Raw genomic sequence first — 21,299 nt, 5'->3', positions numbered from 1 at the left:
GTATTGATTGCTCAATGCTGGCGCATCGCCGCCTCTAATGAGGCGCACGATTCGCTTTGATCTGGCTGAGCCTGATCAGTAAGTTGTTGGCGCAGGACCCGAAGGTCCGTTGCCGATATTGTTGACGTTTTGCTGTTCAGTTTTCAAGGTTCATGTTGTCACTGCTTTTTTCTCAGCAACTTTATTAGTATATCTCAATTCAATTTCGATGTCAACTACTTTATAAAAATTATAAATTCGTTTCAATCAAGTTGTTTTGAGGACGCTTATTAATATACCAAGTAAATCAAACTTCGTCAATAGTTTTAAGAAAAAAGTTCTGCAAAGAGTAAAGTTTTTTTCTCGAAGGAAACTTCTTCTAAAAGAGAAACTTGAGTTAAGAATATCCACTGCAACATTTTTTCTTCTCTCTATTATTTATAGACTAAAAATACATCGTTAATTTTCTTGATCATCTAAAGCTTTTAATCTATTTAAAAACCAGCCAAGAAAAAATCCCACTGGGAGATCCAGTGGGATAAAAATTATTCTTCATCTTCTTCTATTGTTTCTTCAACTTCAATGTTTCCATCAGCTACTACATCGTCCGCTTCTGTGTACACATCTGCTTCTGCACTTTCTTCAATTAGAGTTGCCTCGATGTTTTCATCTGGATTCTCGGATTCTTCCGGCAGATCGATATCTTTTTTCACTTTAGCAACGGTAGCGACGGTCTCGTCTTCAGACAAGCGTATCAACCGGACGCCTTGCGTGCTTCTTCCAGTAGTAGAGATATCATTCACATCCATGCGGATCAAAATGCCGTTGATTGTAATAAGCATAATATCTTCTGTGCCATTTACAGTACGAACAGCAACCAATGGACCATTCTTATCGGTGATTTGGCAAGTTTTGATTCCCATGCCGCCTCTGGATTGAACACGGTACTCGGCTTCTTTTGTTTGTTTACCGTATCCTTTTTCCGTAATGACCAGAATGTTGTCGCCCGGCTCAAGAATTTCCATGCCGACTACATTATCGCCATCGCGTAAACGGATGCCTCGTACGCCGCTTGCCGTCCGTCCCATGCTGCGAATATCTGTTTCAGGGAATCGAATTAAAGCACCGTCGCGCGTACCAATGACAATCTCTTTGGATCCGTCTGTCAGTTTGACCGAAATCAACTCATCTTCTTCACGCAAGCTGATGGCAATCAAACCATTTTGACGGATGTTTGCATAATTCGAAACCGGGGTCCGTTTGCTCACACCTTCACGTGTTGTAAAGAAGAAGAAAGCATCTTCCTTAAATTCTTCGACGCGGATTACGGCTGTAACTTTCTCGTTCTTCTCGATTTCCAGTAAGTTCACTAAAGGAAGGCCTTTAGCTGTCCGTCCGTATTCCGGAATATGGTATCCCTTTTTGCGGTAGACTTTCCCTTTATTGGTAAAGAACAAGATGGTGTCGTGTGTAGACGTATATAGAAGGTGTTCAACAAAGTCATCTTCGTTGGTTCCCATTCCTTGTACGCCCCGGCCACCGCGTTTTTGGCTGCGGTAGGTGTTCGCAGGCAAACGTTTAATATACCCATTGTGAGTCAACGTTAAAACAGAATCTTCCCGAGGAATTAAATCTTCGTCTTCAAACATTTCGGTTCCGCCTGAAGTGATTTCGGTTCTGCGTTTATCGCTGAAGCGCTCTTTTACTTCGAGCAATTCTTCACGGATGATTTCAAGGATGCGGTATTCATTCGCCAAAATTTCACGAAGCTCGTCGATCAGTTTCACCAATCCTTGATATTCTTCTTCAATTTTGTCGCGCTCAAGTCCTGTTAAACGCTGCAAACGCATGTCTAAAATTGCTTGGGATTGGCGTTCCGATAAATTGAAGTTGCTCATCAAGCCATTGCGGGCTTCTTCAGTCGTCTGTGACCCCCGGATCAAAGCAATGATGGCATCAATATGGTCTAATGCAATACGCAAACCTTCAAGAATATGTGCGCGGTCTTCCGCTTTTGTCAAATCAAATTGAGTTCTGCGGCGGATGACGACTTTCTGATGTTCTAAGTAATGATAAAGAACTTCTTTCAAGCCAAGAACTTTCGGATGGCCATCGACAAGCGCCAGCATATTGATCCCGAAGCTTGTTTGCATCGCCGTTTGTTTGTATAGATTGTTCAATAGAACACTTGCACTGGCGTCTCTGCGGACTTCAATAACGATGCGCATTCCGTTGCGGTCCGATTCATCGCGCAAATCCGTAATGCCATCAATTTTCTTGTCACGCACAAGTTCCGCAATTTTTTCGATCAAGCGGGCTTTATTCACCTGGTAAGGAAGTTCGTTTACGATAATGACTTCCTTGCCGTTTGGTTTAGTTTCAATATCAATGACCGAACGGATCATGATTGAACCGCGGCCTGTCTCGTAAGCTCGGCGGATTCCGCTGCGCCCTAGAATGATCCCGCCTGTCGGGAAATCCGGGCCCGGGATGAATTCCATCAATTCTTCCGTTGTAATGGCTGGATTTTCCGCCAATGCCAAGACGCCGTCAATGGTTTCACCTAAGTGATGCGGCGGAATATTGGTTGCCATACCAACAGCAATCCCTGAAGTTCCGTTCACCAATAAATTCGGGAATCGGCTCGGCAAAACAATCGGTTCTTTTTCTTGGCCATCGTAGTTGTCGCGATAGTCAATTGTGTTTTTATTCAAATCACGCAATAATTCCATGGAAATTTTTGACATCTTTGATTCAGTATAACGCATAGCTGCTGCTGCATCCCCGTCCACCGATCCGAAGTTTCCGTGGCCGTCTACCAGCATATAACGATAACTGAAATCCTGCGCCATCCGTACCATGGTTTCGTAAACAGCTGTATCTCCGTGAGGATGGTATTTACCAATAACATCTCCGACGATACGCGCTGATTTTTTATAAGCTTTATCTGAAGTAATCCCTAAATCATGCATTGCATAAAGGATGCGGCGATGAACAGGTTTTAGCCCATCTCGCACATCCGGTAAAGCGCGGGAAACGATAACACTCATCGCATAATCCAAGAATGAGGTCCGCATCTCCGTGCTTATATTTATTTCTTCAACACCACTGCTAGGCCGTTCAGCCATATCCGCAGCCTCCTCTCAACTCTACATCACTTAAACGTCCAGGTTTTTCACGTATTTTGCGTTTTCTTCGATAAAGTTCCGGCGTGGTTCAACATCATCGCCCATTAAAGTATGGAACGTTTCATCTGCCACCATAGCATCCGTTAATGTAACTTGAAGCAATGTCCGGACATCCGGATCCATCGTTGTATCCCATAGCTGTTCTGCATTCATTTCTCCAAGCCCTTTATAGCGTTGGACATTCGGTTTCGGCGTGCTTGATAAATTTTCAAGCGCCGTTTTTAGTTGGGCATCAGTATATACATATTCCACATGCTTGCCTTGTTTGATTTGGAATAAAGGCGGCTGAGCGATGTAAATATAGCCCGCTTCAAGCAATGGCCGCATGTAACGGAAGAAGAACGTCAGCAGCAATGTACGGATATGGGCCCCATCGACATCGGCATCGGTCATGATGACGACTTTGTGGTAGCGGGCTTTGTCCAAATTGAATTCTTCTCCGATTCCCGTGCCAAGTGCTGTAATGATATTGCGAATTTCCGCGTTTGTCAGGATTCTGTCCAAACGTGCTTTTTCGACGTTAAGAATTTTTCCGCGCAGAGGCAAAATGGCTTGGAAATGGCGATCTCGCCCTGATTTTGCTGATCCGCCTGCCGAATCGCCCTCTACGATATAGATTTCACTAATTTTCGGATCGCGTGAAGAGCAGTCAGCCAATTTACCCGGCAAGCTGGAAACTTCAAGAACCGATTTGCGGCGCGTGAATTCACGTGCTTTTTTAGCCGCCATGCGGGCATGGGAAGCCATGATCCCTTTTTCCACAATTTTGCGCGAAACGGACGGATTTTCCAAAAGGAATCGTTCAAAACCGGCTGAGAACAAGTTATTGACGATTGGACTGACTTCCGTATTCCCTAATTTTGTTTTCGTCTGCCCTTCGAATTGCGGATCTGGGTGTTTAACCGAAATGATCGCCGTCAATCCTTCACGCACGTCATCTCCTGTCAAATTCGCATCCTGTTCTTTCAACATGCCATTTTTGCGGCCATAATCGTTGATGACACGCGTCAAAGCCGTTTTGAAACCGGACTCGTGCGAGCCGCCTTCATGGGTATTGATATTGTTCGCAAATGAAAAGATATTAGCTGCATATCCAGCGTTGTACTGCATCGCCACTTCAATTGAAATGCCGTCTTTTTCAGACTCTACAAAAATCGCTTCTTCATGAAGCGGATCTTTTGATTTGTTCAGATGCTCCACATACGATTTAATACCGCCTTCGAAATGGTAGACCTTTTCTTTTTCTTCGCCTTCGCGTTCATCGCGGATCACAATCCGCAGACCGCGGTTTAAATAGGCAAGTTCGCGCAAACGGTGATCTAGAATATCAAATTCGTAGACCGTCGTTTCTTTGAAGATTTCCGCATCCGCTTTAAAGCGGATCGTCGTTCCTGTATGTTCAGATTCGCCGATTACTTTTAGTTCTTCCGTAACCGCTCCTCGTTCAAACTTAATGTAATGCTTTTTTTGGTCAAGATTGACATAAACCTCAGTCACTTCAGACAAGGCGTTTACAACTGACGCCCCTACGCCGTGAAGACCGCCGGACACTTTATATCCGCCGCCGCCGAATTTACCGCCTGCGTGCAAGACCGTCATGATGACTTCGACTGCCGGGCGGCCCATTTTTTCTTGCATGCCGACAGGAATTCCGCGTCCGTTGTCTTCTACACGGATCCAGTTGTCCTGCTCGATCGTTACTTGGATTTCATCGCAGTAGCCGGCTAAAGCTTCGTCTATACTATTGTCCACGATTTCCCAAACCAAATGGTGAAGCCCTTTTGAACTTGTCGAACCGATATACATTCCGGGTCTTTTGCGGACAGCTTCTAATCCTTCAAGAACTTGAATCTGATTTGCATCATAAGATTGTTTAAGTTCATTTTCTTCCATTGCCATTCCGTTCACCTGCTCTTCCCTACAACATTCTATTTCCTAATTGGCGTGCTATAAATTTGTTCGTTAAGACTCTTTAAGATTGCTTGCGCCTTTAAAGGCGAACCATAAACAAAATCATCAGTGACCACGTATGACTTTACATGCTCTATCGGCACGAGCAGCCGCACAAAAGCGGCCGGTACGTAATTTTCATAATGAATGACAGCGATGATTTCCTTTTTCCGGATGCTTTGCTCTTTACTGATTGAAATGTAAATGAGCGTTCACTCCTTAACGGTCCCTTTCGATACTTCGAAAAGCAAGGCATTTTGGATGGTTTCATGATGGATGCCTTCAACGCTGGTCGTGGTAACAAACGTTTGGACCGACCCTTTGATCGTATTCAACAAATGGGATTGGCGGTAATCATCCAGTTCGGACAACACATCATCCAATAACAGGACGGGCGCTTCTCCGACTTCTTGTTTGATCAATTCGATTTCTGCAAGTTTTAGCGATAAGGCTGTTGTCCGCTGCTGGCCTTGAGAGCCATAGGTTTGGACATCGTAGCCATTAACGAAAAACTGCAATTCATCCCGGTGCGGACCGACAAGCGTAGACCCCCGTTCGATTTCCCGTTTTCTTAATTCTGCCAGTTTCTGCTCTAAAAAAGACGCCATTTCTTCAGGCGTCCATTCGGGCTTTAAACCGCTGATCGGTTGATAGCGGATTTGAAGTTGTTCCAGCCCGCGGGAAATGCCGTGATGGATCGGTTCTGCCCATTTTTGCAATAAATCCATGAACTGATACCTTTTTCGGATAATTTTAACGGCAGCTTCAATAAACTGCTCGGTATAGACGTCAAACATCACGTCACTAATCGCTTGTTTGCCGTAATGCTGCTTTAATATATGATTTCTTTGCTTTAAAAGCTTTTGATAAATCAATAGATCATGCAAATAGACAGGAGAAATCTGGCCAATTTCCATATCGATGAATCGCCGCCGTACTTGAGGGCTGCCTTTGACCAAATTGAGATCTTCAGGAGCAAACATGACTACATTCAACTGACCGATATAATCACTAAGCCGCCGCTGCTCTAAATGATTGACTTTCGCCTTTTTGCCTTTTTTTGACAAAGTTATTTCTAAAGGCAATTTGCCGTATTTACGGTGCACATCAGCCTTTATTTTACCATATTCGGCTTCCCAGCGTATCAATTCTTTATCATTTGACGTACGGTGGGACTTTGCCATGGATAAAACATACAGCGATTCCATGATATTGGTTTTTCCTTGGGCATTTTCACCGATGAATACATTAATCTCCGGTGAAAACGACAATTCCAAGTTTTCATAGTTGCGGTAATTTAATAGTTCGAGACGGTCAATCCGCATCGAAGCTCATGCCTTCAGCGACAACGATACGAAACTCCCCAACTTCCGGAATCGCCACGGTGTCTTCTGGACGAAGTTTCCGGCCTCTGCGATCTTCCGCTTCCCCGTTTACAAACACTTCATGTTCACTCAAAAACCACTTGGCCATTCCGCCCGAACTAATGGTATCGGTCATTTTCAGCAATTGGCCTAAAGTGATGTATTCTGTTTCAATTCCGATTTCCTTCAAAATGCACTCATCCTTCGATTCGTAGTCTATCCCTCTATTTTACCCTATTTAGGGTAAAAAGTAAAAAGGATAGCCATATAGGCTATCCTCGAGGGTGCTTTTCAAATTTAATAGGTCCGGACAGGAAGAATCAGCTGCAAAATTGAGTCGTCCAATGCTGATTTCAAAATGAACGGACGCATAGCGCCTGTGAATTGGATCAAGACATCTTGTCCATCAATCGCTTTTAACGCATCCATCATGAATTTCGCGCTGAAAGAGATTTTCAACTCTTCCCCTTCAATGTTTTGCGCCTGCAGCTGCTCTTCTACTTTACCGACTTCCGGTGAGTTAGAAGAAACTTCCACTTCATTGCCGGCATTTGTCGAGAAACGGACCACATTATTGCGCTCTTCGCGTGCCAATAAAGAAGCACGGTCAATCGCTTGCAATAACGAACGGCCATTTACGACAACTTCCGTTTTGTATTCGGAAGGAATTAGGCGTGAAGTATCCGGATAATTTCCTTCTAACAAACGGGAGAAAAATAAAATATGTTTGGATTTGAACAGGACTTGCTGGTTGGTCATGACGATTTCGACCGGCTCTGACGTGTCATCAAGGATTTTGTTCAACTCGTTTAAACTCTTCCCGGGAATAACGACACTGTATTCGCCTTCTGGCAGAGTTTCCAATTTTGTTTTGCGGCGAGCCAAACGGTGGCTGTCCGTTGCTACACAAACCAGTTCCCCGTCTTTTACTTCCCAGTGTACGCCTGTTAATACCGGACGCGTTTCAGAACTTGAAACGGCAAAAACCGTTTCTCTGTTGATGGTTTTCAACAGATCTGCAGGAATTGAAAACAAACGGTCGTCTTGGATATCCGGCAATTGTGGATAATCCATCGCATCCAGGCCGATTAAATGGAACTCGGATTTGCCGGAACGGATATGCGTTTGGAAATTTCCTGTAATCTCCACTTCGACTTCATTGGTCGGCAGTTTCCGGATGATTTCACCGAATACTTTCGCTTGAAGCACGATGCTTCCTCCTTGGGAAACCCCAATGATCTGCTCGCCATCCTCTTCCGCTGGAATAAACGTCTGAATCGTGATGTCTGAATCGCTTCCTGTTAAACGCATCCCTTCTGATGAGACATCCATTTTGATCCCGGTCAAAATCGGAATCGTTGTTTTTGAACTGACTGCTTTCATTACATCATTTAAACCTTCAACTAAACGTTCACGCTTTATCTCAAATTTCATTATGGAACCTCGCTTATATATATATTTTATTTAGATCTTTAAAGTAATAATAGTAGTAGGGGTTGTGAATATGTGGATAACCCTGAAATAGTGAATAAAAGCAGCTTATCCACATGTAGACAGAATGTGCATAAACTGCTTTGTAACTTATCGGGTTATCCACAAGCGGAATTACCCTTTGCCAAGCGCGTTTCGAATTTCTTTTACATCTTGCTGAAGCTGCTGATCGTCCTTTAGCATCGTAGAAATCTTTTCATGCGCATGGATCACCGTCGTATGATCTCGCCCACCGAATTCTTCCCCGATTTTAGGCAGAGAAAAATCGGTCATTTCCCTCGACAAATACATGGCGACTTGGCGTGGATAAGCAATATCTTTTGTCCGGCGCTTCGTTTTAAAATCTTCCAATTTTACGTTGAACTGGCTGCCGACAGCGTTTTGGATGTCCAAAATCGTAATGACTTTCGGTTTTGAGTTCGGCATGATGTCTTTTAAGGCTTCGGCCGCAAGTTCGGCACTCATATCCCGGTTGATCAAGGAAGAATACGCCACTACACGGATCAAAGCCCCTTCCAATTCACGAATATTCGAATCGATCGAGTTAGCAATATAAGTCATCACGTCGTTTGGAATATCCAAACCGTCCGCTTTCGCTTTTTTGCGGAGAATTGCAATGCGCGTCTCCAGATCCGGCGGTGTGATATCGGTAATAAGGCCCCATTCAAAGCGGGATCTAAGCCGATCTTCCAAAGTTGGAATTTCTTTTGGAGGGCGGTCACTTGAGATGATGATTTGCTTGGATTCTTCATGGAGCGTGTTGAACGTATGGAAGAATTCTTCCTGCGTTTGCTCTTTGCCTGCCAAAAATTGAATATCATCGATCAAAAGAATATCGACGCTCCGGTATTTATTGCGGAAATCGACGGTTTGGTTGTCACGGATCGAGTTGATGAACTCATTCGTGAATTTTTCAGATGACAAATAAACCACTTTGGCATCGGGGTTGTGTTCGAGGACGTAATGTCCAATTGCATGCATTAAATGTGTCTTGCCTAAACCTACTCCCCCGTAGATAAACAGCGGATTATACGCTTTCGCCGGCGCTTCGGCCACGGCGAGTGATGCAGCGTGGGCAAAGCGGTTCCCGGATCCAATAACAAACGTATCGAATGTGTATTTTGGATTCAGCATGCCAGGAAGAAATTCCTGATGCTCATTCTGGCCGGGTTTAACGCGAGGTGCAGGAAGTTGAAAATCATCCATATCTTGATCTTTGGGCACGACAAATTTTATCAGCAGATCGTCACCAGTAAGGTCTGATAAGATTCCAGTAATTAAATGCACGTAATGGTTTTCCAACCAATCACGTGCAAACGAATTAGGTGCTGAAATTGTGACTGTCTCATTCTGATAAGATAAAAGTTTTGTCGATTTCAACCAAGTTTCAAAACTCGGTTTGGAGATTTTGGTTTCAACTTGGGCTAAGACACTTGACCATAGTTCGTCTAAGTGTTCCAATAGCTCTTCTCCTTTATATGTAAAATATTTTATAAGTATATCATACACAAAACCACAGCCTGTGGATAAACTTTGCAAACAAGCTGTGAAATAACTGTCCACATCTTATGCACAGTTTGTGGATAAGTATTTTGTGAATAAAATTGTCAACAAGTGAAAACAAGTTAATGTTAACAAAAAAACTGAGACATTACAAGAAGTTCTTAAACTTATCCACATTTCTTTTCTTGTGCACACGGAAGCTATCCACACGGGGTTCCTATGTGCAGAAGTTGTAGATAAGGGGTGTGGATAAAAAATTTCAAGAAAGTTTGATGCACATGGAATTTTTTATTTTGGGAAACGAATGTGGATAACTTCTATAGAGAAAGTGCGAGGCGGATCCTTGTCTTTTTTAATAAGACATTGACATTTCATACAAGAGGGCTTTATAATAGTCAAGACTGTCTTTGAGAAAAGAGTTACTTTTATTCAGGAGGTGTCACTACATGACATTACGCACATACCAACCAAATACACGTAAACACAGCAAAGTACACGGCTTCAGAGCACGTATGAGCACAAAGAACGGACGTAGAGTAATTGCTGCACGCCGTCGCAAAGGAAGAAAAGTACTATCAGCTTAAGTCCACTGACCGCATCAGTGGTCTTTTTTTCTTTTCTGCCGAATTTGAAAAAAGGATTCCAGCGTATATGGAGTGTTCAATGCCGCTCACTGGACGATCACTCCACCTTTTTCTTCAAGAATTGAGCAGAAATGAACCAAAATAAGCAGGTGAAAAGATGAACAAGCAGCAACGTATTAAGAAAAACAAAGAGTTTCAGCAAATTTTTAAAAAAGGGAAGTCTTTTGCGAACCGCCAGTTTATCGTCTATGTCTTGAAAAGTGATCAACCGGAATTTCGCCTAGGCTTATCTGTCAGCAAAAAAGTAGGAAATGCGGTGACAAGAAACCGTATCAAACGCTATATCCGGCAAACTTTCTTGGAATTGAAAGATGATTTAAAGCCGAATACCGATTATGTTATCATCGCCCGGCAACAGGCGGCCGAAATGGATTTTCACGAAAGCAAGAAGAGTTTAGAGCACGTTTTAAAAATTGCACGCGCTTTGCCCAAGAAGTAGAAAGCGTTTACGAATCGATGTTATTATAGAAGTAATCGAAAATTAGTTTGGGGGAAGAAGGTTGAATAAGCGAATAGTCATGCTTATTTCACTGATCGCAGTTGCATTGCTGCTTTCAGGCTGTACCGAATTTGATCAGCCGATCAGTGGAGATAGCGAAGGATTTTGGAATGAATTTATCGTTTGGCCCTTAGTTTCAGTGATTACGTATTTTAAAGGCTTGCTTGGAACTTACGGGCTCGGAATTATTGCTGTGACGATCATTATCCGTTTGGCATTATTGCCGTTGATGGTTAAACAGACAAAAAGTTCGAAGCGGATGCAGGAAGTGCAGCCGCAGCTGAAAGCTTTGCAAGAAAAATACAAATCCAAAGATGCAGTAACCCAACAGAAATACCAAAAAGAAATGATGGCGCTGTTCCAGGAAAAAGGCGTCAACCCGATGGCGGGATGTCTGCCGGTATTGATCCAGATGCCGATTTTAATCGGTTTTTACCACGCGATCAGCCGGATGAACAATACACCGTCAATCGATCTCGGGACTTTCCTCATATTTCCGCTTGCAGAACCAAGCATCATCTTGGCAGTGATTGCCGGCCTTATGCAGTTTGTAGTGCTTCGCACAGGCCCTGCGATGGACAATCCGCAAATGAAAATCATGATGTATTTCATGCCGATCATGATTATCGGATTTGGTATCGTCTTGCCATCTGCATTAACGCTTTACTGGGTAATCGGAAATATCATTTCCCTTATCCAAAACATGTTTATTTACCGTCCGTGGGAAAAGAAAGAAGTGCAGCAACCTGTTAAAACGAAAGCAGGAGGGGCTAAAAAGTGAAACAGATCACGCAAACGGGTACAACTGTTGAAAACGCGATCTCAGAAGCATTGAAAAAACTTCAAGCCACACGTGAAGAAGTAAACATCCGCATCATCCAGCAAGAGAAAAAAGGTTTTTTTGGCTTCGGAGCAAAACCTGCAGAGGTGGAAGTCGAAGTTAAGGAAATGGAAGCTGCCCCGGTTGAATCGGCAGTGACTGAAACACAAACGCCAGTAGCCGAACCGGAAGAGATTCTGGAGGAACTGGCAGAAGAAGCGCCTGCTGCAACGAATGAGCGGGCCATTCAAGAAACGAAAGATTATCTCCAAGCGATTGCAAAAGGAATGACGATCGAAGATCTGACCATCACCCATAGCCAAAAAGGCAAACAGGTCCGCTTCTTTTTAGAAAGCGAAAAAGTGGCCATGCTGATCGGGAAGCGCGGGAATACCTTAAATTCGCTTCAGCAGCTGGCTCAGCTTGTCGCCAATAAATACTCGAACCAATTCATGATGGTGGAACTGGACGCGGAGAATTACCGTGAGCGGCGCCAGGAAACGCTTGAGCAGCTGGCAGACCGAATGGCGGACAAAGCAATCCGGACAGGAGGGCGCGTTCAATTCGAACCGATGCCTTCCTACGAACGGAAAGTCATTCACCAAGCGTTATCCCGGAGAACTGACATTGATACGTATTCTGAAGGAAAAGATCCAAATCGTTATTTAGTAATTGAACCGCTGCGCTAATCAAAACGGTATGCATAAATATGCATACCGTTTTTTTTATGGGTTTTGGCGATAAAGCAGTTCTACAAATCTTATGCAAACTCAATAATAGAAATGATGCAGCTGAATGGGCCGATTAAGAGCCGCATCGATCTTTGTGAGCGGAGAATTCTGGTTTTATTGGCCTAAGCATTGTACCTTTCAGATTGGAGCACTTTGTGCTATTGTAATATGTTAGAAAGTCATGTGCTTTTACTGGTTGTCCACATGTGGACAACTTTTTTTAAGAGTAAAAATAGTTTGAGCTGAAAATGAATTTGTGGATAGATTTTAGTAGGTCCATGTTAAGCAGCAACGTTCGTTGTGCTTTTCATATAGAAGGAGGATTATCATGGAGTTCGATACAATAGCTGCAATCTCTACGCCAAGCGGAGAGGGAGCGATTGCGATCGTCCGTTTAAGCGGGCCGGAAGCAATCCCGATTGCAGACAAGCTATTCCAGGCGCCAAGCGGAAAGAAATTGGCTGAACAAGTTTCCCATACTATCCATTATGGCCATTTAGTGGACCCGTGGACGGAAGAGACCGTAGAAGAAGTCATGCTGTCGTTTATGAAAGCGCCGAAAACGTTCACGCGCGAAGATGTCATCGAGATCAATTGCCATGGCGGCATTGTGTCAGTAAACCGCGTGTTGGCTCTCGTTTTGCGGGCAGGTGCAAGGCTTGCTGAGCCGGGAGAATTTACAAAACGGGCATTCCTAAACGGCCGCATCGATCTGTCTCAGGCAGAAGCGGTGATGGATTTGATCCGGGCGAAGACGGACCGGGCCATGGATGTGGCGCTTAACCAAATGGAAGGCCGCCTGTCGAAGCTGATCGGTACGCTCCGCCAAGCATTGCTAGAATCGATTGCCCAAATGGAAGTAAACATCGATTATCCCGAATATGACGACGTTGAAGAAATGACGCGTCCGATCATGCTCGAAAAATCGATGTGGGTGCGTAGCGAAATTGACAAGCTGCTGCAGACTTCTTCGCAAGGGAAAATTTTGCGGGAAGGGTTGTCGACAGTCATTGTCGGACGGCCGAATGTCGGAAAATCTTCCTTACTCAACAGTTTGGTCCAGGAAAATAAAGCGATTGTCACAGAAATAGCGGGAACTACCCGTGATATAATAGAGGAATACGTAAATGTCCGCGGCGTGCCGCTTCGCCTCGTAGATACAGCAGGGATTCGTGAAACCGAAGATATCGTGGAGCGGATCGGCGTTGAGCGCTCTCGAAAAGTTCTCAAAGAAGCGGATTTGATCCTTTATGTGTTAAATTATTCTGAGCCGCTAACAGCAGAAGATGAACGATTATTCGAAGCGGTAAAAGATATGAATTATATCGTTGTGATCAATAAAACCGATTTGCCGCAGAAAATCGACTTGGAAAAAGTCCAGGCTTTAGCCGGCAGCCGGTTGCTGGTCACCACTTCGTTAATTGAAGAAGAAGGCATTGACCAATTGGAAGAAGCCATTGCCGATTTGTTCTTCGAAGGGGAAATTGAAGCGGGGGATATGACGTATGTCTCGAACGCCCGCCACATTTCGCTGCTCCACCAAGCGCACCAAACCATCTCAGACGCCATTGAAGCGGCCGAAATGGAAGTGCCGGTGGATATGATTCAAATAGACGTCACTCGAACTTGGGAAATCCTTGGGGAAATCATCGGCGATACAGCGGATGACGGACTCCTCAACCAATTATTCTCACAGTTCTGTTTAGGGAAATAAAACTCGAAGGGAATGAACGAACATGCCACAATACGAAGCAGGCACGTTCGATGTCATCGTCGTAGGAGCAGGGCATGCAGGAGCTGAAGCCGCACTTGCTTCTGCCCGCATGGGTGCCAAAACACTTGTGTTGACGATGAATCTGGATATGATCGCGTTCATGCCATGCAACCCGTCAATCGGCGGACCTGCAAAAGGCATCGTTGTACGCGAAATCGACGCACTTGGCGGAGCCATGGGACGCGTCATCGACAAAACACATATACAAATGAGAATGCTGAACACAGCTAAAGGGCCGGCTGTCCGCGCACTTCGCGCACAAGCTGATAAAGTGCTTTACCAACAGGAAATGAAGCGTCTGATGGAAGAAGAAAAGAATTTGACGCTCCATCAGGGAATTGCCGAAAAACTGTTAGTGGAAGACGGGAAAGTCCAAGGATTGATCACCCAAGTTGGCGGAATTTACCGGGCAAATTCCGTTGTCATCACAACCGGAACGTTTTTGCGCGGAGAAATCATCATTGGCGACCTTCGCTACTCAAGCGGACCGAATAACCAGCAGCCCTCGATCAAATTGGCCGAAAATCTGGAAGAACTCGGTTTTGAAACGGTGCGTTTCAAAACAGGGACACCTCCGCGGATCAACAGCAATTCAATCGATTACAGCCAAACTGAAATCCAGCCGGGCGACGACGTGCCGCGGGCATTCAGCTACGAAACGACTGAATTTATCATGGACCAGCTTCCTTGCTGGCTGACGTATACGAATGAAAAAACGCATCAGATCATCGATGCCAACCTTCATTTATCGCCGATGTACTCCGGCATGATCAAAGGAACCGGTCCGCGTTACTGCCCATCCATCGAAGATAAAGTGGTGCGTTTCAACGACAAACCGCGCCATCAGATTTTCTTGGAGCCGGAAGGGCGCAATACGCGGGAAGTTTACGTACAAGGGCTTTCCACGAGCTTGCCTGAACACGTCCAAAGACAATTGCTCGAATCGATTCCCGGGCTTGAAAAAGCGGAAATGATGCGTGCCGGCTACGCCATCGAGTACGATGCAATCGTACCGACGCAATTATGGCCGACACTCGAGTCGAAACAAATCGAAAACCTTTATACGGCTGGACAGATCAACGGGACTTCGGGCTACGAAGAAGCTGCTGGCCAAGGTTTGATGGCAGGCATCAATGCAGCTGCGAAAGTGCTGGGCAAAGAAGAAGTGATTTTGAGCCGTTCTGATGCTTATATCGGCGTACTGATCGATGATTTGGTGACTAAAGGAACGAACGAACCTTACCGGCTATTGACTTCCCGTGCGGAATACCGCTTATTGCTGCGCCATGACAATGCAGATATGCGTTTGACGGAATTAGGGCACCGAATCGGAATGGTCTCAGATGATCGCTACGAGAAATTCCTGGCGAAAAAAGAGCGCATTGGAGAAGAAATCAAACGTTTGAGAAACGTCATGATCAAGCCGAACGAAGCCACTCAGCAAATGATCCGCGACGCTGGCGGCAGCGAGTTGAAAGACGGCATCCGTGGGGCGGATCTATTAAAACGCCCGGAAATGGACTACGACATGATCCAGCGATTGACGGCTTCGGAAACCGAATTGGAAGATGAAGTGAAAGAACAAGTCGAAATCCAAGTGAAATACGAGGGATACATCGAAAAATCGCTTCAGCAAGTGGCGAAACTCAAAAAAATGGAAGACAAAAAAATACCAGAAAACATCGATTATCATTCGATTTCTGGGATTGCAACAGAAGCCCGCATGAAATTATCAGAAGTGCGTCCGCTTTCCATTGCACAAGCTTCCCGGATTTCCGGTGTAAACCCTGCTGACATTTCCATTCTTTTGGTGTATATTGAACAAGGTAGAATTGCGAAAGTATCCGTTTAAACAGGATAAATATAAATGGGCTGGCGCTGACCAGCCCATTTTTACATAGGAGAAACGAAACAGGCTTTATAGCCGCACATAACCTCTAAAGCCATACAGCATACATGAAAAAAGAGGGAGGAAGAAAAAATGAACGAACAGCAATTTAAAGAAGCCCTCAGCGAAAAGGGGATCCATTTGACGGATACCCAGTTAGAGCAGTTTCGTGTTTATTTCGAGGAATTGGTTGAATGGAATGAAAAAATGAATTTAACGGCCATCACCGATCAGCCGGATGTCTATTTAAAGCATTTTTATGATTCTATTACGGCCGCTTTTTACCTGGACTTCAGCAATCCGTTAAAAGTTTGCGATGTTGGGGCAGGCGCTGGCTTCCCAAGCATTCCCCTGAAGATCTGCTTCCCTCAAATCAACGTGACGATTGTGGATTCGCTTAACAAACGCATTCAATTCCTCACGCATTTAAGCGAAAAACTAAATCTGTCCGGTGTTGAATTTGTCCATGCGAGAGCAGAAGACTTTGGCCAATCTGCTCAACGTGAAAGCTTCGACCTTGTCACAGCAAGAGCAGTTGCGCGTTTGTCGGTGCTTGCAGAACTTTGCGTGCCTCTTGTTAAAAAAGGCGGAGTGTTTGCAGCGATGAAAGCGGCGTCGGCTCCGGATGAATTGAAGGATGCTGAAAGTGCTTTACAAAAATTGGGAGTGAAGTTGGAAGAAGTGCATTCTTTTAAACTGCCAGTAGAAGAAAGCGACCGCTATATTCAAGTGTTTAAAAAGTTCAAGGATACTCCGAAAAAGTATCCAAGAAAAGCGGGCATGCCGAATAAATCCCCAATCAGCTAAATCGATGCCAATGTTTCACGTGGAACATTCATTCATAAAGGTATTTTTATATAATGCAGCGAATAATGAACAAGTGAGCTTTTAAAAGGTGGTGCTTGAGGATGAAGAGTCCTTTTTCCCGTTTCTTCGGCGGCGGCGATAAAGAAGAACCGGTGAAGGCAGCAAATGAAACGACAGAAAATGTCGTGAAATTGCCGATTGAAAAAATTAGCGCAAATAAATTTCAGCCGCGAACCGTTTTTGATCAGGAAAAGATAGAAGAGCTGGCGAAAACGATTCATATCCACGGCGTGATCCAACCAATTGTCGTTCGCACAACAGGCGAAGACGGCCAGTACGAAATCATTGCAGGAGAACGCCGTTTCCGTGCCATGAGCTCTCTTGGTTGGGAAGAAGTTCCTGCCATTGTCCGGGAATTGAGCGATAAAGAAACCGCTTCGATCGCCTTGATTGAAAATTTGCAGCGAGAAGAACTGACAGCGATCGAAGAAGCGAATGCTTATCATAATCTTTTAGGGATCCACGGCATTACGCAAGAAGCATTGGCACAGCGGCTCGGCAAAGGGCAGTCGACGGTGGCCAATAAGCTGCGGCTCTTGAAGCTTCCGGCTGAAATCCAGGAAGCGTTGCTGAACCGGCAATTGACGGAGCGGCATGCCCGGGCTTTATTGAAGATAAAAGATCCGGAACTTCAGCAAAAACTGTTTAATGAAACCCTTGAACTGGGGTTGAACGTTAGCCAGTTGGAAGCGAAAGTGGCTAAGCTGTTGTCTGATGAACCGAAAAAGCCGAAGCAGCGGAGAAAAACGGTAAGCCGTGATGTCCGCATTGCGATGAACACGATCAAGGAATCGCTGAATATGGTGACCAAAACGGGCATCGAATTGACAACAGAAGAAGAAGACCATGACGATTATTATCAAATCACCGTAAAAATACCAAAGAAAAAAACGTAAAAAGCTCTTTCTGCTTACAGAAAGGGCTTTTTTAATAGGAATGTAATCATAAAAAGTACAAAGGTTTGCTACAATAGATAAAGAACTATCATTATTTCTAGGTTTCTAATGGTATTAAGCGTGTCACCGCAGTAAAATGGAAGAAGTATGAAAGAAAGTTGGTGCAAGTGTGGGTAGAATTATTGCGATCGCCAATCAAAAAGGCGGCGTAGGAAAAACAACCTCTTCAGTGAACTTGAGTGCCTGCCTTGCTTATTTAGGCCAAAAAGTTCTCTTAATAGATATCGATCCCCAAGGAAACGCGACGAGCGGAGTAGGGGTCAACAAAGGCGATGTCGACCAGTGCATTTACGAAGTGCTGATTGATGATGTCAACATCCAAGACACCATTATGGAGACCAAAGTGGAGAACCTTCATATTGTGCCTGCGACCATCTCACTCGCAGGAGCAGAAATCGAGCTGGTGTCGACAATTTCAAGAGAAGTTCGGCTGAAAAATGCCATAAATGAAGTGAAAGACCAATACGATTTCATCATTATTGATTGTCCGCCATCACTCGGGCTGCTGACGATCAATTCGCTTACCGCCTCTGATTCCATTATTATTCCGGTACAATGTGAATATTATGCGCTTGAAGGGTTAAGCCAGCTGCTAAGCACCGTCCGTTTGGTCCAGAAGCATTTAAATCATGACTTGATGATTGAAGGCGTGTTATTGACGATGCTGGATGCACGGACAAATTTAGGGATACAAGTGATTGAAGAAGTGAAAAAGTATTTCCAGGACAAAGTTTACCGGACGATCATTCCGCGGAATGTCCGGTTAAGCGAAGCACCAAGCCACGGCGAACCGATCATCATCTATGATCCGAAATCTAGAGGGGCCGAAGTCTATCTAGAATTAGCGAAGGAAGTGATTCGTAATGGCTAAAGGACTAGGCAAAGGAATCAATGCATTGTTTCCGGGCGAAACAGTGAGTGAATCCGAAAAAATCAATCAGATCAGCATCAGCCAGTTACGGACGAACCCATACCAGCCCCGTAAAATTTTCGATGAAGCGGCATTGCAGGAGTTGTCCGACTCAATCAAAGAGCACGGCATCCTGCAGCCGGTCGTGGTCCGGAAAGTCGGCACCCATTTTGAATTAGTAGTAGGAGAAAGACGGTTCCGGGCAGCCAAACTTGCGAAAATGAAGGAAGTTCCAGCGATTGTAAAAGACTTAAATGATCAGCAAATGATGGAATTAGCTATATTAGAAAACCTTCAACGGGAAGATTTAACGCCGATTGAAGAAGCGGAAGCTTATCAGAAGTTGATGGAAGCTTTAAACCTCACGCAAGAACAGCTGGCTTTCCGACTCGGCAAGAGCCGTCCGCACATTGCAAACCACGTTCGCTTGCTTGCTTTGCCGGAACCCGTCCGCCAAATGATTTCCGATAAGAAATTGACGATGGGCCATGGACGGACCTTGCTCGGGCTAAGAACGAAAAAGCTCATTTCAGAAACCGCTGAAAAAGTGGTAAAAGAGAGCATGAATGTGCGCCAATTGGAAAATTTGGTGCAGCGCTTGAATGAAGATGTTCCACGTGAAACAGTGGAAAAGAAAAAGAATTTATTTATCGAAGAAAAGCAGTCCGAATTGAGAGACCGTTTTGGGACCAATGTCCAAATCAAGAAATCAAAAAACAAAGGAAAAATTGAAATCGAATTTTTCTCTGAAGAAGACTTGGAACGCATACTTGAACTCTTAAACTGACAAGCGCCTATTTCCTGAAAAGGGAAATAGGTTCTGTTTTGTCAGAAGAAAAGCGGAGGTTCTCGTATAGGCTCGACAAGCTTAAGGCGCATGGCGTGGAAATCTTGATTTCCTAAGCCAGGTGACTTAAGACCTCGAGAGCCTGGGGGGCCGCAGCTGGACAAGAAAAGCGCAGGCCCGCGTATAGGCTTGACAAAAAGAGGAAGCGATTGAAAATTACATAGCACCGGGGAAGGGGAAGTAAAGCGATGGTTCTCTTAGGAACATTGGTAAATGCGATTTTGATCGTAGTGGGAACGGTGATCGGCAGGGCGCTTCGGAACATTCCCGAGAAGATGAAAGAAACGGTAATGTATGTGATTGGCTTGGCTGTAGTGGTATTGGGGCTGCAGATGGGGTTGGAAAGCCAAAACTTCATTGTTGTCATCATCAGTTTGGTGTTTGGTGCGGTAATCGGCGAATGGATGAACCTGGATAGAAAATTAAACGATTTCGGCCGATGGATCGAAGTAAAGCTAGGGGCTAAAGAAAGCAAAGACAGCATTGCCCAAGGATTTGTGACCGCTACGCTCATATTTGTAATTGGCGCGATGGGCATTATCGGGGCGCTTGAAAGCGGATTGAGCAACGAACATGGCGTATTGATATCAAAAGGTTTGATAGATGGCTTTACATCGATTATACTGGCGTCTACCCTTGGAATCGGCGTGCTTTTAGCGGCCATTCCGGTATTTGTTTACCAAGGGCTGATCGCTTTATTCGCCACTCAGATCAGTTTGATCGTACCGGAAGCGGCATTGGATATGTTCATTACGGAAATGACCGCGACCGGAGGCGTCATGATTGTCGCCATTGGATTGAATTTGATGGGGCTGACAAAAATGCGCGTGGCGAATCTATTGCCGGGTGTTGTCGTTGTTGGATTGATTGTCACGGTGATGTTTAAAATGAACATAGGATAATTGTTTGCAAGGAAGGTGAAACAGTGGCAGTAGATACAAAAGAAATCGAAGATCCGTTAGAAACAATGGATCCGGTAGGTGCAGTAAGTACATTTACGGAAAATGTGAAAGAAATATTAACCGATGAAGCAATGTGGGTCGGCGTCGGGTTTGTGGCGATTAAAGTGATGCTGATCATTATCGCAGCCATGATCGTCGTGAAAATCGCCCGTCCATTGATTCGAAAAACGTTTTCAGTGCGGATTAAAGGGCCGCTGCATTACAACGAACGCCGCCAGCAGACGCTATCGAAATTGCTCGAAAACGTGGTCGCTTATGTCGTTTATTTTGTAGCGATCATCGCCGTGCTGTCGGCTTTTACCATCGATGTGACCGGGCTGATTGCCGGGGCCGGGGTGCTCGGGCTCGCAATCGGTTTTGGCGCACAGAACTTGGTTCGTGATGTGATCACCGGGTTTTTCATCATCTTTGAAGACCAGTTTTCAGTAGGCGATTATGTCCGGGTGGGCCAAGCGGAAGGAACGGTTGAGGAAATCGGCCTTCGCACCACGAAAATAAAAGGCTTCACGGGAGAGCTGTTTATCTTTCCGAATGGCAATGTAACCGACGTTGTGAACTTTTCCATTCATAACTCGATTGCTGTGGTGGATGTAAACATCTCCTACGAATCGGATATTGCGAAAGTGGAAAAATTGATTCAGGAATTTCTCGTGGATCTGCCTCAAAAATACGAGCAGATCATCAAGCCGCCCGAATTGCTCGGCGTCCAAAATATTACGACAACAGAAATCATTATGCGCATCACGGCAGAAACGCTGCCGATGCAGCATTTTGCCGTTTCCCGCGGCATCCGGAGAGATTTGAAAGAATACCTGGACCGCAAAGGTGTGGAGATTCCGTATCCACGGATGGTCATGGTGCAGCGTTCGCCGGAAGAATCCAATCCTTCTGTTATTAATAAAAAATAATAAAGGAGACTAACATGG

The 21,299-nt window shown here is 44.8% G+C and carries 18 protein-coding genes; 12 read left to right on the top strand and 6 right to left on the bottom strand.

Annotated elements, in window-relative coordinates:
* Positions 1–524: 524 nt before the first annotated feature.
* The 6 genes from gyrA to dnaA form a co-directional block, all read right to left on the bottom strand.
* Entirely contained in the window at positions 525–3,107 is a 2,583-nt protein-coding gene (gyrA, locus tag MTR82_RS11020) for a DNA gyrase subunit A (protein WP_246809047.1), read from the bottom strand.
* A 30-nt stretch (positions 3,108–3,137) separates the two neighbouring features.
* Positions 3,138–5,066, bottom strand: coding sequence for a DNA topoisomerase (ATP-hydrolyzing) subunit B (gene gyrB / locus MTR82_RS11015; protein ID WP_425024019.1), 1,929 nt, complete (start codon positions 5,064–5,066; stop codon positions 3,138–3,140).
* A 263-nt stretch (positions 5,067–5,329) separates the two neighbouring features.
* Positions 5,330–6,442: a DNA replication/repair protein RecF gene (recF, locus tag MTR82_RS11010; protein WP_246809046.1), complete on the bottom strand. Its 1,113-nt coding sequence runs from the start codon at positions 6,440–6,442 to the stop codon at positions 5,330–5,332.
* Positions 6,432–6,671, bottom strand: a complete 240-nt coding sequence (gene yaaA / locus MTR82_RS11005; RefSeq protein ID WP_052649554.1) for a S4 domain-containing protein YaaA — start codon at positions 6,669–6,671, stop codon at positions 6,432–6,434. The genes recF and yaaA overlap by 11 nt, the downstream gene beginning before the upstream one ends.
* A 107-nt stretch (positions 6,672–6,778) precedes the next feature.
* Positions 6,779–7,915 carry a DNA polymerase III subunit beta gene (gene dnaN / locus MTR82_RS11000; protein WP_246809045.1) on the bottom strand — a complete coding sequence of 379 codons (1,137 nt, stop codon included), beginning with the start codon at positions 7,913–7,915 and terminating at the stop codon, positions 6,779–6,781.
* A 171-nt stretch (positions 7,916–8,086) separates the two neighbouring features.
* Complete coding sequence (dnaA, locus tag MTR82_RS10995) at positions 8,087–9,433, bottom strand: chromosomal replication initiator protein DnaA (RefSeq protein ID WP_052649556.1); 1,347 nt, start codon at positions 9,431–9,433, stop codon at positions 8,087–8,089.
* A 488-nt stretch (positions 9,434–9,921) separates the two neighbouring features.
* Here dnaA and rpmH point away from each other — a divergent pair, with 488 nt between their 5' ends.
* From rpmH to MTR82_RS10935, 12 genes are all read left to right on the top strand, one after another.
* On the top strand, positions 9,922–10,059 hold the full coding sequence (rpmH, locus tag MTR82_RS10990) for a 50S ribosomal protein L34 (RefSeq protein WP_006830546.1): 138 nt from the start codon (positions 9,922–9,924) through the stop codon (positions 10,057–10,059).
* A 157-nt stretch (positions 10,060–10,216) separates the two neighbouring features.
* Positions 10,217–10,558 carry a ribonuclease P protein component gene (gene rnpA / locus MTR82_RS10985; RefSeq protein ID WP_246809044.1) on the top strand — a complete coding sequence of 114 codons (342 nt, stop codon included), beginning with the start codon at positions 10,217–10,219 and terminating at the stop codon, positions 10,556–10,558.
* Positions 10,559–10,619: 61 nt separating this feature from the next.
* Positions 10,620–11,399 carry a membrane protein insertase YidC gene (yidC, locus tag MTR82_RS10980; RefSeq protein WP_052649558.1) on the top strand — a complete coding sequence of 260 codons (780 nt, stop codon included), beginning with the start codon at positions 10,620–10,622 and terminating at the stop codon, positions 11,397–11,399.
* Positions 11,396–12,127 carry an RNA-binding cell elongation regulator Jag/EloR gene (gene jag, locus MTR82_RS10975; protein ID WP_246809043.1) on the top strand — a complete coding sequence of 244 codons (732 nt, stop codon included), beginning with the start codon at positions 11,396–11,398 and terminating at the stop codon, positions 12,125–12,127. Before yidC ends, jag begins: the two co-directional genes overlap by 4 nt.
* Before the next feature lie 370 nt (positions 12,128–12,497).
* Positions 12,498–13,883, top strand: a complete 1,386-nt coding sequence (mnmE, locus tag MTR82_RS10970; protein ID WP_052649560.1) for a tRNA uridine-5-carboxymethylaminomethyl(34) synthesis GTPase MnmE — start codon at positions 12,498–12,500, stop codon at positions 13,881–13,883.
* Between the two features lie 22 nt (positions 13,884–13,905).
* Positions 13,906–15,795 (top strand): tRNA uridine-5-carboxymethylaminomethyl(34) synthesis enzyme MnmG, encoded by a 1,890-nt coding sequence (gene mnmG, locus MTR82_RS10965; RefSeq protein ID WP_052649561.1) that lies wholly within the window; start codon positions 13,906–13,908, stop codon positions 15,793–15,795.
* A gap of 129 nt (positions 15,796–15,924) precedes the next feature.
* Positions 15,925–16,638, top strand: coding sequence for a 16S rRNA (guanine(527)-N(7))-methyltransferase RsmG (gene rsmG / locus MTR82_RS10960; protein WP_052649562.1), 714 nt, complete (start codon positions 15,925–15,927; stop codon positions 16,636–16,638).
* A gap of 101 nt (positions 16,639–16,739) precedes the next feature.
* Positions 16,740–17,594, top strand: coding sequence for a nucleoid occlusion protein (noc, locus tag MTR82_RS10955; RefSeq protein ID WP_246809042.1), 855 nt, complete (start codon positions 16,740–16,742; stop codon positions 17,592–17,594).
* 169 nt (positions 17,595–17,763) lie between these two features.
* Entirely contained in the window at positions 17,764–18,525 is a 762-nt protein-coding gene (locus MTR82_RS10950) for a ParA family protein (protein WP_052649564.1), read from the top strand.
* The gene (locus MTR82_RS10945) at positions 18,518–19,351 is read left to right on the top strand and encodes a ParB/RepB/Spo0J family partition protein (RefSeq protein WP_246809041.1); all 834 of its coding nucleotides are present in this window, start codon (positions 18,518–18,520) and stop codon (positions 19,349–19,351) included. The genes MTR82_RS10950 and MTR82_RS10945 overlap by 8 nt, the downstream gene beginning before the upstream one ends.
* Before the next feature lie 248 nt (positions 19,352–19,599).
* Positions 19,600–20,313 (top strand): DUF554 domain-containing protein, encoded by a 714-nt coding sequence (locus MTR82_RS10940; RefSeq protein ID WP_052649566.1) that lies wholly within the window; start codon positions 19,600–19,602, stop codon positions 20,311–20,313.
* A 131-nt stretch (positions 20,314–20,444) separates the two neighbouring features.
* Positions 20,445–21,281 (top strand): mechanosensitive ion channel family protein, encoded by an 837-nt coding sequence (locus MTR82_RS10935; protein ID WP_407674794.1) that lies wholly within the window; start codon positions 20,445–20,447, stop codon positions 21,279–21,281.
* Positions 21,282–21,299 lie beyond the last annotated feature (18 nt).

Source organism: Planococcus ruber, from assembly GCF_022819085.1.
Lineage (GTDB): Bacteria > Bacillota > Bacilli > Bacillales_A > Planococcaceae > Planococcus > Planococcus ruber.
Note: the sequence above shows the minus strand (reverse complement) of the source record. Positions and strands in the feature narration are given on the sequence as shown.